This window comes from Chryseobacterium luquanense, from assembly GCF_026460945.1.
GTDB classification, from domain to species: Bacteria; Bacteroidota; Bacteroidia; order Flavobacteriales; family Weeksellaceae; genus Chryseobacterium; species Chryseobacterium luquanense.
This window is the reverse complement of record NZ_JAOVZV010000003.1, coordinates 352,596-367,243: the sequence shown is the minus strand read 5'-3', so window position 1 is coordinate 367,243 and position 14,648 is coordinate 352,596. Positions and strand designations below refer to the sequence as shown.

General features: G+C 33.8%; 9 protein-coding genes. 5 read left to right on the top strand and 4 right to left on the bottom strand.

Going from position 1 to position 14,648, the window contains the following annotated elements:
• Positions 1-160 precede the first annotated feature (160 nt).
• Positions 161-1,399 carry a PQQ-dependent sugar dehydrogenase gene (locus OEA66_RS05965; RefSeq protein WP_267280523.1) on the top strand — a complete coding sequence of 413 codons (1,239 nt, stop codon included), beginning with the start codon at positions 161-163 and terminating at the stop codon, positions 1,397-1,399.
• Positions 1,400-1,449: 50 nt separating this feature from the next.
• Here the strand turns inward: OEA66_RS05965 and OEA66_RS05960 are convergent, their stop codons facing one another.
• The 3 genes from OEA66_RS05960 to OEA66_RS05950 form a co-directional block, all read right to left on the bottom strand.
• Positions 1,450-2,169, bottom strand: a complete 720-nt coding sequence (locus OEA66_RS05960) for a hypothetical protein (protein WP_267280522.1) — start codon at positions 2,167-2,169, stop codon at positions 1,450-1,452.
• 139 nt (positions 2,170-2,308) lie between these two features.
• Entirely contained in the window at positions 2,309-4,045 is a 1,737-nt protein-coding gene (locus tag OEA66_RS05955) for a RagB/SusD family nutrient uptake outer membrane protein (protein WP_267280521.1), read from the bottom strand.
• 23 nt (positions 4,046-4,068) lie between these two features.
• Positions 4,069-6,843, bottom strand: a complete 2,775-nt coding sequence (locus OEA66_RS05950) for a SusC/RagA family TonB-linked outer membrane protein (RefSeq protein WP_267280520.1) — start codon at positions 6,841-6,843, stop codon at positions 4,069-4,071.
• 280 nt (positions 6,844-7,123) lie between these two features.
• Here OEA66_RS05950 and OEA66_RS05945 point away from each other — a divergent pair, with 280 nt between their 5' ends.
• The 4 genes from OEA66_RS05945 (at position 7,124) to OEA66_RS05930 (ending at position 14,070) form a co-directional block, all read left to right on the top strand.
• The gene (locus OEA66_RS05945) at positions 7,124-8,251 is read left to right on the top strand and encodes an alkaline phosphatase (protein ID WP_267280519.1); all 1,128 of its coding nucleotides are present in this window, start codon (positions 7,124-7,126) and stop codon (positions 8,249-8,251) included.
• Positions 8,232-10,055, top strand: a complete 1,824-nt coding sequence (locus tag OEA66_RS05940) for an alkaline phosphatase (protein WP_267280518.1) — start codon at positions 8,232-8,234, stop codon at positions 10,053-10,055. Before OEA66_RS05945 ends, OEA66_RS05940 begins: the two co-directional genes overlap by 20 nt.
• 389 nt (positions 10,056-10,444) lie before the next feature.
• Positions 10,445-11,947, top strand: a complete 1,503-nt coding sequence (locus OEA66_RS05935) for a carbon-nitrogen hydrolase family protein (protein ID WP_267280517.1) — start codon at positions 10,445-10,447, stop codon at positions 11,945-11,947.
• A 320-nt stretch (positions 11,948-12,267) separates the two neighbouring features.
• Positions 12,268-14,070: a metallophosphoesterase family protein gene (locus tag OEA66_RS05930; protein WP_267280516.1), complete on the top strand. Its 1,803-nt coding sequence runs from the start codon at positions 12,268-12,270 to the stop codon at positions 14,068-14,070.
• Here OEA66_RS05930 and OEA66_RS05925 read toward each other — a convergent pair whose 3' ends face one another.
• On the bottom strand, positions 14,071-14,466 hold the full coding sequence (locus OEA66_RS05925; RefSeq protein ID WP_267280515.1) for a hypothetical protein: 396 nt from the start codon (positions 14,464-14,466) through the stop codon (positions 14,071-14,073).
• Positions 14,467-14,648 lie beyond the last annotated feature (182 nt).

Here is a 14,648-nt window from a genome sequence, read left to right as displayed (position 1 = left end):
AATAGTAAAAATCAAAACAGATTTAAGTTTTGCTTGAACCTGTTTTTATATGTTAAAAGTGAATTATTTTGAAAAATAATCGATTATTGGCTTAAACTTTGATGCTTTGCAAACTGAAAATTACTATTTTCAAAAACAAAGACACCAAATTACAAAATATATGAAATTTAAAGCACATTATCTATTGATTGCTTCAGCTATGTTTTTAGCCAATTGCTCAGACAATATTGATGAAACAATTACTGAAGAGCCGGGAAATGAAGCCATTTATCCGCCTGTTGAAACCGGACAAGCCAATACCAATTATCCACCCGCTTTTGCTGGACAAACAAGAGTGAATGGGGTAAAAACACAGACTCCTTTTACAAACACTGTTCTAACATCTGCATTAACCGCACCTTGGGGAATTACAAGTTTACCTGATGGAAGATTATTAATCACTCAAAAAGGCGGAACGATGAGAATTGTGACCAATACAGGATCAGTTGGAAACCCTATTACCGGAATTCCTGCTGTGAATTCAAATGGGCAGGGTGGTTTACTAGGTATTTGTGTTGATCCTCAGTTTTCTACAAACAGAATGATTTATTGGGTCTTTACTGAAAATGTTGCAGGCGGAACCCAGACTTCTGTCGCAAAAGGAAAACTTTCAACGTCAGAAACTACGATTGAAAACGCAGCGGTTATTTACAGAGCAAATCCTTCTGCATCTGCCGGAAATCTGCATTATGGAGGAAGAATTTTATTTGATGCTACAGGGAATTTGATGGTAAGTGTAGGTGAGCGTTCAGATTTATCCACAAGACCTTTGGCACAATCTGTTACGGCAGCGATTGGAAAAATTTTGAGAATTACAAAAGATGGAGCTCCGGCTCCCGGAAATCCTACTTTCAGCCAAGCGGGAGCTTTACCTGAATTATACAGTATCGGTCACAGAAATCCACAAGGAATTGCAATTCATCCTACAACAGGCGAATTATGGCAAAGCGAACATGGACCTCGTGGCGGAGATGAAATCAACCGAGTGCAACCCGCAAAAAATTACGGTTGGCCAACAATTACTTACGGTATTGAATACAGTGGAGCGGTTATAGGAAGCGGAATTCAACAGCAAAGTGGGATGGAACAACCGGTTTATTATTGGGATCCTGTAATTTCGCCAAGCGGAATGACGTTCTATAGAGGAAACAGTATTCCGGAATGGCAAAACTGTTTGTTTATCGGTGCTTTAAGTGGCGAACATATTGTAAGACTCGTTATTAAAGACAACAAAGTAGTGGGTGAAGAACGTCTACTTACAGGTTTATCACAACGTTTCAGAGATATTACGCAGGGAACTGATGGTGCACTTTACGCAGTTACCGATGGCGGAAGATTATATAAAATTCAAAAACAATAAATTATTTTTTTCGTACTCTTGAAACACCGACAGAAATGTTGGTGTTTTTTTTATCTGGGAATAGTGAATTTGTTATTGATTTTCAAATCTCTGCTTGTAATTTCTTCAAAATCATATTTATCGTCTGAATAAATTACATCTATCTGATAATCATGATTTTTAGATAAGATAAATTTGCAAACGCCATTTTTATCAACAGCTTTTTTATCGATTCTTTTGGTCTCAAGAAGACCAAATAAAGGATTTCTTCTAATTCTTACTTCAATACTGTCACTTTGTTTAGGATGTTTGTTTGAAGTTGAAATTTTAAATTCCACTTGGGTCAAATTTTCTTTTTCCGTTTTAGGCTGATAATATTTTTTAATCTGATATGAAGACCATGATAAAATTAAAACAGGAAGAATTAAAATTAAATTAAACTTTTTCAAATTGAATTTTTTCCATTTAGTTTTGATGTAAATCCACGAAATAGAAAGTGTAATGAGTAGGTATGGTAAAAGCTTTCCCACATCAGATAAACTGCTGAAATACATAATCAAATAAGTAACATAAATACTAATTGCTACATTAATAAATCCTAAAATAAAGGATGTGAGTAAGTTTATTTTTAAACGAAACTTTAGAAATAAGACATTGGCAATTCCAAAGACGGTTAGAAAAGCCTGATCTCCGTTTTCTGCTAAAAATACAAGTAATGTTGTGGGAAATATAGAGATAATATTGATGATTAAGATAAAAACGACTGATAAAAGTTGATGTTTTAAATTCATTAAAATAAAAAAAGGTTATAGTGAAGCAATTATTTATAGTATAATTCTCAAATATATGAATTTATTTAAATTGTTATAAGCAAAAACCACCGACATATTGCCGATGGTTTTCTTGAAAGTAATATATAATAGTAAAAAATTAGTAACCTTCGTTCTGAACCAAATATCCCGGTTCTGCAGATGCTCCGTCAATTGCTGATTGTGGTATCGGGAATAATCTTTTTCTTACATCGCTATTGGTTTTTGAGGTGTAAGGATCTTCGTAATGACCAAATCTGATCATATCTGTTCTTCTGGAATATTCCCAGTAGAATTCAAAACCTCTTTCTCTGTATAAGGTATTTAAATTGATTGAAGATAAAGCTGGAGGAGTTACTGAAGGTCTTGCTGTTCTTGCAGCTCTTACTAAGTTTACATCAAGTAAAGCAGCTCCGGCATTTCCTTTTCTCAATTGTGCTTCTGCTCTCATCAGGTAAATATCGGCTAAACGTAAAAGCACAATATCTGCATTTCCTCTGTTTCTTCCTGAGTCAGAACTTCTGCTGAACTGGTATTTTGAAACTCGATATCCGTCTGTGTAATCTTTGTTGTTCGGATTTTCAAGATCGATTTCCAGAGTGTGATTTACGTAATTTACAAAACCATTTCTCTGTTCGATAATCGGGTAGATTTTATATTGTCCGTTTAAAGTTTGAAAAGGTTGTCCATTTGATGCGTTTCTCAATCCCCACTGAATTCCTCTCTGAATTCCTCTGTTAATTTCATACGTTGCACCGTTTACAAGAAAATAATGATTGGCATCATTCGCAGGAGTTACTCCAGTTAAATTCTGTAAAGCTGCAGGTACAGTAAAGTTTTCTTTGTAAAATCTCGCATCAGCTTGTGCAGGATCTGTACTTCCATAAGCTTGAACCCAGGTGTTGTAAAAATCTGAAGTAATTGCGGGACCGTCTGTTCCGTTGGCTTTCGGGAAAGCTGCTAAAGGATATTGACTTCCTGAAAGCGACCAATACCCCAATCTGTTATGAGATGTAGCAAGATCCTGACGCTGGTCAATCGCAAAAATTAATTCTTTGTTTGAGTGATTATTGTCGTCAAATATCGCAAAATATTCAGGCGATAAATTAAATTGACCACTGTTAATAACTTTGTCTGTATATTCAATGACTTTATCCATATCTCCGGCTGCAAAATTCGGAGTTCCGTAAGGATTTTTGTAAACTGCCGCGTTTAGATACAATTGCGCTAAAAACCCGTTCACTGCAGACTGAGACATTCTTCCAGGGCCTTTTGTATTGTCAAGATTATTTACCACAGCAAGAAATTCACTTTCAATATAAGAAATAGCTTCCTGCCTTCTTAGTATTTCTGAATTTACACCTGTATTGTCTTTTTTGAATGCAATTCCCCAATAATCAAGCATCAACATATTGTAATAAGCTCTCAAAGCACGCATTTCAGCAACAGCTTTAGCAGCATTTTGATCTGTTGCAGCAAGAGGTTGCAGTTTTTCTAATGCTGTTACCGTTCTTGAAAGCATTAACCTCATTGCATCCCAAGTCTGCTGTACTACAACATTCGTCGTTGTTGTGGTGTGCTGATGAAGTTCAATATATTTTCCACCATCATACCAGTCATTATTACTTCCTCTTGGCGGCAGAATTGCCTGATCTGAACTGATAAGCTGAAGACCATAGTTTTTTACATGGGTAAACGCATCAGGAAGCGGGCCATAAGCAGCGGCTACAAAAGATTCTACCGGCGTTGTAGTTTTTGCTTCCAATGATTCATCAATAACCAATTCTTCAAGATCTGTACATCCTACCAATGCTAAAGTACTTACACTAAGAATAGAGATTAAAAATTTATTTTTCATTTTTTTTCTTTTTAAATAGTTAATTAAAATGCTACGTTTACACCAAATACAAAGCTTCTTGCTTTAGGATAAGTAGCGTAATCGATCCCGAAAGACTGAATTCCTCCCTGAGATAAACCGGTATTGATTTCAGGATCAAAACCTGAATATTTAGTAATCACAAATAAGTTTTGAGCAGTTATCGAGAATCTGATATTTCTGATGTGTTCCCCAATTCCTAAGATTTTAGGATCTAAACTATACCCTAAAGTGGCGTTGTTTAATCTGAAGAAATCTCCTTTTTCAAGGTATCTTGTAGAAATTACATTTGTATTGTTTAGACTTTCATTCGGAAATTGTGTTGCTGCATCAGTCGTATTATTTGATAATCCCAGTCTACCTCTTGAAAATAAGGTAGAAGCTGTATTATTGTAAATCATATTTCCTGCAACTCCGTTGAAATTTAATCCTAAATCGAAGTTTTTATAAGCTGCTTTTACATAAAGATTATAAGTGAAATCCGGTAATGCGCTTCCTGCAGCAACTCTGTCGTTGTCTGTAATAATTCCGTCTCCGTCTACATCTCTAAATATGTTGGTGCCGTTTTCGCTTAATCCTAAAAATTCTCTTACGTAAAAAGTTCCGATGGGCTCATTATTAATATAACCATTGATGACAGCGTTTGTCGTTCCCGGTCCTTGAGCTGATCCTGTAGAAATTACTTTGTAAGGAGATTTTTTTACTTTATTTTTAATAAAAGCAGTATTTCCTCCAATGCTGTAAGTAAATTCTTTGTTTGGATTACTGTTATAATTTAATGATAATTCTAAACCGGTGTTGTTGATTTCCATATTAGGGATATTCTTCCAAATTTTTGGAGCAGGTTCAATAGGATCTACCGGATTTATTTCTAAAAGAATATTATCAGAAACTTTATTGAAAAAATCTACAGTACCTGTTAATCTGTTATTTAAAATTCCGAAATCTAAACCGATATTGGTTTGTGTGGTAACTTCCCACTGAAGATCTGGGTTGTTGGCTCTTACCAAATATATTCCGACAGGATAGTTCCCACTGTCGTTTAGTGGGTAAGTTGCCTGTGCGCTTCCGTTGGAATCAGCTTGATAGCTTCTCTTTGTAATTTTACTCGGAATTTCCTGATTTCCTGTTTTACCCCAGCTTGCTCTCAATTTCAGATTGTTGATGGTGCTTACATTTTCCATGAAGCTTTCTTTGCTGATATTCCATCCTGCAGCAACGGATGGGAAAATTCCGTAGCGGTTATTGGCTCCAAATTTTGAGGATCCGTCTGCTCTTAAAGTTGCGGTTAAAAGATATTTATCTTGATAGCCATAGTTTACTCTTCCAAACCAAGATTGCAACTCATTTTTATTAGCAACAACTGTTGAAGTTACCTTCGTTAAGTCTGCAGGTTGTAATGAAGGAATTTGATATTGTGGTTCGATTCCGTTATCTGGAAAATTCTGATAATATGATCCTCTTGAAGTCAACAGTAATTTCTGATAAGAATGCCCCGCCATCACGTTAAAATCATGACTGTTAACTTTAAATTTGTAAGTTAATGTATTCTCTACAAGAGTGTTGTTGTTAGAATAATTACTTAGATTTAAATTTCCGGCTTCTAAAGGAATAGCATGTGGAATATTTTGAATGACTCTTTCTGCTGTAGAATAATCGATCCCTAGATTTAATTTGTAAGTCAAACCTTTGATAATTTCTACTGAAGGAGAAACGTTGGCTAAAATTCTGTTATTTGTTGTAATATCTTTATAAATCTGACGACGAATCAGCGGATTAAAAGAACCGTTATTAAAAACTGTTGTTGGTAAACCGTTTGTGTATGCCGGATAAGTAGGATTCCAGGTAAGCATGTTGTTGACTACGTCGGTTGCATTTGGTCTGTTATTTTCAGTTCTTACCCCATTTAAATTAAAGTCGATATTTACTCTTCCGTCAAAAGCTTTTTGTGAAACATTTACACGACCTGAATATCTTTTTAAATTACTGTTGTGAAGAATACCTTCCTGATCTTCATATCCTAAAGCAGCATAGTAATTAGAATTTTCTGTTGCTCCTGCTGCTGAGAAATTTACATTTTCAGAAATGCCTGTTCTTGTCAATTCGTCTTGCCAATCGGTATTTCCACCCATATCGTCTAGTTTTCCTCCGGCTGCAGTTACCTGTCTTCTAAATTCATCTGCACCGAAAACATTCATTTTATTGGCAAGTTTAGAAATGGTAAGATTAGAGGAAAGATTCATCTGAGTTCTTCCTTTTTTTCCTTTTTTAGTGGTAATTACAATTACGCCATTTGCTCCTCTTGCTCCATAGATTGCTGCTGCAGAAGCATCTTTTAGAATGTCCAATGACTCAATATCATCTGGATTGATGAAGTTCATTGGGTTATTAGCTGTTCCTGTATTACTGTTATCGATTACAAAACCATCTACAACGTATAATGGAGTCGTTCCTGAACGTAAACTTCCAACTCCTCTTATGATAATATTTTGATTAGCTCCCGGTTCACCACTTACATTAGAAACATTCACTCCGGCTACTTTACCCTGAAGTAATTGACCAACATTGGCAACCATACCCTTATTAAAATCTTCGCTTTTTACCGATCCTACAGCTCCGGTTACGTCAGATTTTTTCTGACTTCCGTATCCTACCATCACAACTTCTTCAATATCTTTCAATTTGCTATCATCCTTGATAGTGTCGGATTCTTTTTTTTGCGCAAATGTTAAGGTGACACAACTCATCAAAACAGTCGGCACGAGATAAATACGTTTCATTCCTTTTTATTTTGGTGCAAAATTAGGTTGATGAAACGCCGAAAACTGTTAATTTAATATTAAGTAACAGCTTTTTAAAATTAATAAAACGTGAATATTTTTGCCGAAAATTAAATTTGTGAAAACTTTATGTAAACAAATGTTTTTAAATAGCTTAAATTCAATTATATCCTTGTTAACATTAGGTTTTTGATTTTAGTTGGATGATTTTGAAATCATTTAATATCTAATTTTGTGCCCTTATTTCGCAGTCATCAATTTTATTAAAAATCCAATAATTATGAATTATAGTTACAAAAACGTTAATTTTAGAACTATTGCAGCTTTTTCTTTGCTTCTTTTTACAACATTAATGTCGGCTCAAAAAAAACAAAGCCCTCTTAATATCATTTTTATGATAGGAGATGGGATGGGAGTTTCTCAAGTAACTTCCGCTTTTTATTTTGGAAATTCAGAACCGAATTTTGCCAAATTTAAAGTGGTAGGACTTTCAGAGACTTCGTCAACAAGTAATTTGATTACCGATTCTGCGGCAGGAGCAACCGCTTTGTCGACAGGTAAGAAAACTTATAAAAGAGCAATCGGAGTAGACAAAGATTCTATTGCAATTCCTACTATTTTAGAACAGCTTCAGAAAAATGATTATCAAACGGGTTTGGTGAGTCTTACTTCAATTACTCACGCTACACCAGCTTCTTATTATGCTCATGTGAAAGACCGCGACCTTCATGAAGATATCGCTTTGGAATTTTTAAAATCTAATATTGATTTTGCAGCTGGAGGAGGTTTAAAGTTTTTTAATAAAAGAAAAGACGGAAAAAATTTATTAGAACAATTAAATAAAAACTACAGAATTGACACGATTTCATTATCAAAACCAATTTCTGGAAAGAAAAATTTATACTTATTGGCTCAGGATGAATTGCCGAATAAAGTTCAGGGAAGAGGCGACTTTTTGCCTGAAGCTACCCAAACTGCATTAAATTATTTTTCTAAAGATAAAAAACCATTTTTCCTGATGGTTGAAGGCTCTTTCATCGATTGGGGTGGTCATGCAAAAGATGCTGAAATGATGACTAAAGAAGTTCTTGATTTCGATAAAACCATTGGCGTGGTTATCGATTTTATCAAGAAAAATCCGAATACATTATTGGTTGTTACAGCCGATCACGAAACAGGTGGCGCAAGTATCGGAAAATATTCAGAAAAAGATCCGGTCACAGGAAAGGAAAAAGAAGTCGGAAATAAAGTTCAGGTCAATTTTATAGATAATCAACATTCGGCGGCTCTGGTTCCTGTTTTTGCAATGGGAAAAGGTCAGGAACTCTTTTCAGGAGTTTATCCTAATCATACAATCTATCACAAACTGGTCGAAGCTTTGAGAAAAAATGGAATCAAGATTAAATAATTTGAATGTAATAAAAAATCTCATGTATTTAAATTTAAAAAAAATTGCTGGTTTTATCGGTTTGATTTTTGCGACAACGCTTTATTCACAAACTTCAAAAATTCATTCTCATAATGATTACGAACAAAAAATTCCGTTTTGGTATGCATTAGGTTCGGGTGCAAATTCGATTGAAGCTGATGTTTTTTTGGAAAACAAAAAATTATTTGTCGCACATAATCAAAAAGATATTAGAAAAGAAAGAACATTTGAAAGTTTATATCTAAATCCAATCGATAAGGCTTTAGAAATGAATATGATCAATCAAGAGTCGCTGCAGATTTTAATTGATATTAAAACTGATGCTAAAACAACTTTAAACCAAATTGTAAAATCAATTCAGAAATATCCTAAGATTACAGCAGAGAAAAAGATCAGTTTTGTGATTTCGGGAAACCAACCGGCTTCGGAAGAATATAATTCTTATCCTGATTTTATTAAGTTTGATTATCAAAAATTGGATGATTTAACGGCAGATCAATGGAAAAAAGTGGCATTGTTGAGTCTGAGTTTTCCACAATATTCTAAATGGAACGGAAAGGGTGGATTAACAGAAGATGATTTACCAAAAGTTACCGAGGTCATCAAAAAAGCTAAATCATTTGGAAAACCTTTCAGATTTTGGGCAATTCCTGACGGAAAAACTTCTTGGGAGTTTTTTGCACAGAACGGCGTTGATTTCATCAATACAGACCACCCAAAAGAATGTGTGGAATATGTAAATTCTTTGCGAAAAAGAACTTTTAAAAACAATATATTTTCAGAAATTTATCAGCCTGAATTTTCCTATCTAAAGAAAAAAAGTCCTGTAAAAAATTTTATTTTATTAATTGGAGACGGAAACGGATTGTCACAAATTTCTTCATCGGTTTTAGCAAATAAAGGTCAATTAACTTTAACGCAGTTAAAAAATATTGGTTTAATTAAAACTACTGCAGCAGATAATTTTACAACAGATTCTGCAGCTGGAGCAACCGCTTTTGCGACAGGAAAGAAAACAAAAAACAGATTTATTGGAGTTGATACTGAAGGCAAAAAAACACTAAACTTAACGGAAGTTCTTTCTGAAAAAGGTTTCAATACAGGAATTATTACAACCGATGAGATTGTTGGAGCGACTCCATCTGCATTTTATGCCCATCAAAAAGACCGCGGAATGGAAAAGGAAATTGCTGAAGATTTGTTGACGAGCAAACTTACCTTTTTTGCTTCCGGAGGAAAATCTAAAATTTCTCCGAATCATCAGTTTTCAGTAGTTAATCAACCTGAAGAAATCGGAAAGAATAAGTCAGATAAATTAGCTTATTTTATGTCCGAAAATGGTGTTCCGCAGGTTTTAAAAGGTCGTGACAATCTTTTGTCAAATGTGGTTGAAAATGGACTTAATTTCCTGAAAAATAAGAAAAAACCATTTTTTATGATGATTGAAGCCGCACAAATCGACAGCGGAGGTCACAGCAATAATGTTGGAACCATCGTTACTGAAGGAATTGATTTCGATAGAGCGATTACAAAAGCAATCCAATTTGCAGATGAAAATCCTGGAACTTTGGTCGTAATTACTGCGGATCATGAAACAGGAGGTTTTAGCATTCCACACGGAGATATGAAAACGAGTACCATTGAAGGTGATTTTACAACGGATGATCATTCAGCTACTTTAATTCCCGTTTTTTCTTATGGTTCTGGCTCTGAAAACTTTACCGGAGTGTATGAAAACAATGAGGTTTTTCATAAAATTTTAAAAGCTTTAAAGCTTAAATAGCAAATTACTTTTACTTATTAGATTTATATTTGATACAAAGCAGTTTCTGAAAAGGGCTGCTTTTTTAGCTTCCACGGATTTCACAGATTTTCACAGATGATTGAGAATATTTTAATGCTAAAATGGTTATCTCAATAAAGGCTGATTTAAATTACTGTAAAATAGTTTATGCCACGAATTCACAAATAACTAAGAATGAAAATCTGTGCAATCTGTGGGAATATTTTAATGAAAGCAATCAATAGGGGCGGACTTTAGTCCGCTCTAAAGCATTAATCTAAATAATTGGCTTTAGCCAAAACTTAATAATAACAATAAATAATTTTTTCATAACGAAAAACGGCAAAAGGTTTGTTGAATAAATGCTTAACTTTAGTAAAAATAAACTTATGCAGATAGAAACACGTACCCTGAAAGTAGACGATTATGACGAATTGGTAGAAACAATGCGCCGAGCGTATCCTCAAATGTCAGAATACGTCTGGTCAAAAAAAAGCATCGCCAAACTGAATAAAATTTTCGAAGCCGGACAAATCTGCATCACTGTAGACGGAGTGATCGCCGCAGTTGCACTTTCAATTATCGTGAATTATGAAGAATTTGGCGATGATCATACGTACAGCGATATTACAGGAAATTACACTTTCAATACCCATATTTCAACCGGAAATGTACTATACGGAATCGAAATTTTCGTAGATCCGGAATATCGTGAATTGCGATTGGGAAGAAGATTATACGATGCAAGAAAAGAACTTTGTGAATTATTAAACTTGAAATCAATTATTTTAGGCGGAAGAATTCCTCATTATCATAAATACAGTCACGAACTTTCAGCAAGAGATTATATACGGAAAGTAAGAGATAAAGAAATGTACGATCCGGTGCTTTCTTTTCAACTCTCAAATAATTTTTTACCGATAAAAATCCTTAAAAAATATCTTCCCGAAGATGAAGCTTCCCGTGAAAATGCCGTTTTGCTTCAGTGGAACAATATTTATTACAGCAAAAAGCCAAATACAATGCAGGATAGTGTTGTACGTTTAGGTTTGGTACAGTGGCAAATGAGACATTTTAAAGATATTCATGCTTTTTACGAGCAGGTGGAATTTTTTGTGAATGTAATGGGTGATTACAAATCGGATTTTGTGCTGTTTCCGGAATTATTCAATACACCTTTATTGGCTCCTTTTAATAATCTTTCGGAGCGTGACAGTATGATTGAACTGGCGAAAATTACGGAAGAAATTAAAACCAAAATTTCCGAATTGGCAATCAGTTATAATGTCAATATCATTTCCGGAAGTATGCCGATTTTTGAAAATAACGATTTGTACAACGTAAGTTATCTCCTTCACCGTGATGGCAGAATTGATGAATACCGAAAAATACACATTACCCCGAATGAAAGAAAATATTACGGGATGAAAGGTGGAAATGAAATCAAGGTTTTTGATACCGACTGCGGAAAAATTGGTTTGGTGATTTGCTACGATGTAGAATTTCCTGAATTACCGAGAATTCTTGCCGATCAGGGAATGAAAATTTTATTCGTTCCTTATTTGACCGATACTCAAAATGCCTATATGAGAGTTCGTCACTGCGCCGCAGCAAGAGCGATTGAAAACGAATGTTATGTTGCGATTGCAGGTTGTGTAGGGAATTTACCGGGTGTAAATAATATGGATATTCAGTTTGGTCAGGCTGCGGTTTTCACACCTTCAGATTTTGCATTTCCATCTAATGCGGTAAAAGGTGAAGCAACTCCGAATACTGAAATGACTTTAATTGTTGATGTTGATTTAAACTTGTTAAAAGACCTTCATTACAATGGTTCCGTTCAGATTCTGAAAGACAGACGAACTGATTTGTACGAAACTTATTTGAAATAAACTTTTTGCTCACGCCAATTTTGCAGATTAAGCTGATTTTTATAATCTGAGTCATCTGCAAAATCTGCGATATATTTTAAAAATATTATTTAAGCACTTTCTCTGTGAAGGTGCTTTTTTAATGTCTTTGCTAAGTGAAATCGAAGATTCGACGCAGTCAAACGCCTTTGCGAACGAAAAATATTCATAACAATTTTAAAAAAACTTTGCGCGCTTTGCGTTAAAAAAGAATTTGTAAAGTGAAAATTAAATCAAACTTAAAATACAATCTACATTCAATTTAAACTAAAAATCTACCTTTCAAAATTAAATTTTTCGCTTTGAACAAATCATTTTCTATTTTATTTTTCATCTTATTTTTCTTTTCATTGAATCTAAAAAGCCAGCAAAAACCTGTGAAAATTGCTTTTCTGGCTGATGTACACTTTCAGGATTTGTATGGAGGGTTTTCAGATTCAAATTTTAAAGGAATTGAAAACTCAAAAACCAGAAAGAAAACCATTCTCAGAACAATGGATTCCCAGCTTCATTCAACAAGGATTTTTAATGAAAATTATTTCGCTTTTCTAGCAGCTTTGGATGATATTGCGAAAAAAAATATCAAAATTGTTGCACTTCCGGGAGATTATACAGATGACGGACAAGCCTACAATCTTCGTGGTTTAAAGAAAATTTTAGACGAATATCAGAAGAAATATCAGATGCGGTTTTTCATTACAACAGGAAATCACGATCCGGTGGGTCCGTTTTTGAAACAGGGCGGAAAATCTGATTTTATGGATGAAAATGGAGGTGAACTTTCAATTATCAGTGACCAAAATTTAATTAAAAAGGGTGAAAAAGCTGTTGTAACGAAAGACATTGCGATGTCTGGATATTTGGAAATTTTGAACAGCATGAAAAATTTCGGATTTGGAGCTTCTGAAAAAGATATTTTTTGGCAGACTCCTTTCAGTAAAGATTCTTACGAACAATTTAATTTTAAAAATGCTTTAAAAGATTCAGAATATTCCAACAGAGTGTATGAAGTGAGTTCCGGTTTTTCTGTTCCTGATCTTTCTTATGTAGTCGAACCCACCGATGGAATTTGGCTGATGGCCATTGATGGAAATACCTACATTCCTAAAAATATTGCTGGAAATCCTAATGATGAAAATAATTTTCATGGAGCATCCATCGGGTACAACAACGTTTTAAGCAATAAAAAACATCTGTTTTCCTGGGTTGAAAAAATGTTGAATGAGGCGAAGAGGCTAAACAAAACACTGATAGCTTTCACCCATTATCCAATTCTTGATTTTAATGATAATGCTAATTCCGAAATCACACAACTTTTAGAAAATGACAAATGGCAAATGGACAGAGTTCCGAATGATGAGGTTGCTGAACAGTTTGCAAAAGCGGGTTTGAAATTACATTTCGCAGGTCATATGCACATCAATGATACAGGAATTAAAAAGTTTGAAAATGGAAAAATGCTCATCAATATTCAGGTTCCTTCTTTGGCGGCATATATTCCGGGGTATAAAATTCTGACAGTGAAATCTGAGGATGAATTTGAAGTGGAAACGGTTTGTATTAAAAATGTTCCGAGATTTAATGAATTATTCCCGTTGTATGAAAAGGAATTTGAAAATTTAAAAGCTAAAAATTCAAAAGAAATTTGGAATAAAAAAATTTTAAGAACAAAAAACTATCATGATTTTACATTATTCCATCTGAAAGAATTGGTGCGGTTGCGTTTCGTGCCGTCCGATTGGCCAAAAGATTTCATTGAAAAAGCTTCAAAGCTTTCCGGGAAAGATTTGCTGGAATTGAGTTCAGGAAATCAGAAATTATCTAATAAATCCAAAAAGAAATTTGCCAAATGGAGTTTTGAAGATGCACTTTTGAATCTATATCAATTTCAATCTGCCGATGAATTGGCAAAAAATGATATTTCGAAAAAAAGGCTTGAGCAATATGAAGTTTTAATCAAGAATTTTGATAGTTTAGAAACAAAAGATGAATTTTTAAATCAGCTTAAAACTTTCTTTACAATCTTAGGGAAATTGTCATCGGGAGATGCTTCAGACCATTTTAAGATTGATTTTAAGAAAGGAGAAATTGTGAAATTGAAGTGATTATTTTTTAAATTGTATTGTTTTAATTGGACTTAAAAGCTCTTTTTGATTTTTAATGTTTAGGTTTTTTGCATAGAGATTAAATTTAATTTTCCCTAAAGATGAAGTTCCTAAACTATCGATGTATATTCCTGTAATACCATTCCCTGGTTTCTTTGGGCTTATAATTTTGGCATTATAACCCGAAATTTTTTCAAAATATTTTTTGTTGATTTTAAAATCCTCTTGATTTATTTTGCTCATATCTGAAACAATAATCATTTGTGAAGTATCGGTTTTAGGATGTTCTTTTATGATTTCTTTCAAAAATTTTCTTTCAAAAATAACAATGTTTTCTTCTAAAGAATTTGAATAAGAACCATAATCGAAAATAATGGTATCATTATTTTCTGTCATAAATCTACCAACATTACTATCAATGTTTTGAAGTTGAATTTTTTTCCATTGTTTAGGAATTTCAATTTCAAAGTTTTCAAAATCAATTACCTTAGTTTTATGATTTTAACAACTCTGCGAAAAAAAGAATAATGGAATGCTGAAAAATGCATATTTAAAATAGTTATTCATTCTCATACTGC